Annotated in this window: 1 protein-coding gene; it reads left to right on the forward strand. The window is 60.1% G+C overall.

Features of this window, described 5'->3' with window-relative positions; genetic code table 11:
• Positions 1–1,747, forward strand: a 1,747-nt coding sequence (locus tag AC1DT3_RS20090) for a PQQ-dependent sugar dehydrogenase (RefSeq protein WP_477466977.1), incomplete at both ends; no start/stop codon positions are given.

The raw sequence follows: 1,747 nt of genomic DNA on the forward strand, positions 1-1,747 counted from the left end.
GATCATGACGATCGATTACCCGCAGGATCACACCCATCATCGCGCCGGCTGGTTGGATTTCGGCCCCGACGGCATGCTCTATATCGCTACCGGCGAGGACACCGTGGCGGCCAATGCGCAGATTGTGATCAATGGTGACGGGTCTACCAACCACAAGGGAAAAATCCTCCGCATCGACGTGAACTCGGATGATTTTCCCGGCAATGATGGCCGCAACTACGGCATCCCAGCCGACAACCCGACGCAGTTCGACAGAATAGACGAGGCGCAACCGCGGACTGAAATCTGGGCACTCGGATTACGCAATCCGTGGCGCTGCAGCTTCGGGCCGGATGGGAAGCTCTACATCGCCGATGTGGGTCAGAACACCTACGAGGAGATCAACATCGGCGCGGCCGGCGGAAACTACGGCTGGCGCGACGGCCCCGGTGTTTACGACGGACCGCAGAACACCGAAGGTTACACTGATCCGATCCACCATTACGGCCGCGACATCGGCGGCTCGATCACCGGCGGTTACTTCTATGAGGGGCCTGGGGAGCTGAACGGCCGGTACATTTTCGGAGACTTCAACAACGGCAAGATCTTTGCCCTCGATGTAAGTGGAACGGTCAGTGCCACGGATATCACCAGTCGCTTCAAAGATAGCAACGGCAACACGATCCAATTCGGTCACTTGTCTTCCTTTGGGCGTGACGGCCAAGGCAACATCTACGCCGTCAGCTACGCCGATGATACCTGGGGCAATGATACGGGCACGATCTACCGCCTTAACTTCGAGGCCGACGATCTCGGGGATTCTCTCGATGGTGGAGCGGGCGACGACATGCTGTATGGCGGTGCCGGCGATGACACTCTGTACGGCGGCGCCGACAATGACCGTTTGAACGGCGGAGCGGACAACGACATGCTCGGCGGCGATGCCGGCGCGGACACCCTTTCCGGAGGTAGCGGCAACGACACGTATCTGGTCGACGGTTTCGACACTGTCGTTGAAGCTGCGGGCCAAGGCACCGACACCGTTCGAGCCAGCGCGAACTTTGCGCTCAATGCCGGTGCAGCGATCGAGGTATTGGAGACGAACGACAGAGCGTCGACGGCAGCGATCGACCTCGCCGGCAACGCATTCGCTCAGCGGATCACGGGTAATGCCGGAGCCAATATTCTCGATGGTTTGGGCGGTGCCGATACGCTTGAAGGTCTCGATGGAAACGACACGTATATCGTCGACGGAGGCGATACCGTGACTGAAGGGCTGGATGCCGGAATCGACACGGTCGAAGCATCCCTGAACTACATCCTCGGAGACAACATCGAGAACCTCACGCTTCGCGGCGCCGCTGGGAGCGGGACCGGCAATGCGTTGGCCAACGTGATCTTGGGAAATGGGGCAGCCAATACGCTCGACGGAAGCGCAGGGTCCGATACCTTGCAAGGCGGAGCAGGGAACGACACGTACGTGGTCGACGACGTGAACGACGTCATTGTCGAATCGGCGTTCGAAGGAACGGACGTTGTCGTCGCAAACGTCTCCTTCACGCTCGCGCCCGACGTCGATGCCGAGATCTTGAAAGCCGCTATGGGAGATGCCACGATCGACCTCACTGGCAACGCAGGCGCCAACACGCTCGTTGGGAACAGCGGCGCCAATCGGTTTGACGGCGGGGCTGGCGAGGACACGCTGCTTCTTACCGGGAGCCGGGCCGATTACACTGTCGCCCGTAACACGGACGGCTCCCTCACAATT

This window comes from Microvirga sp. P4_G7, from assembly GCF_056401005.1.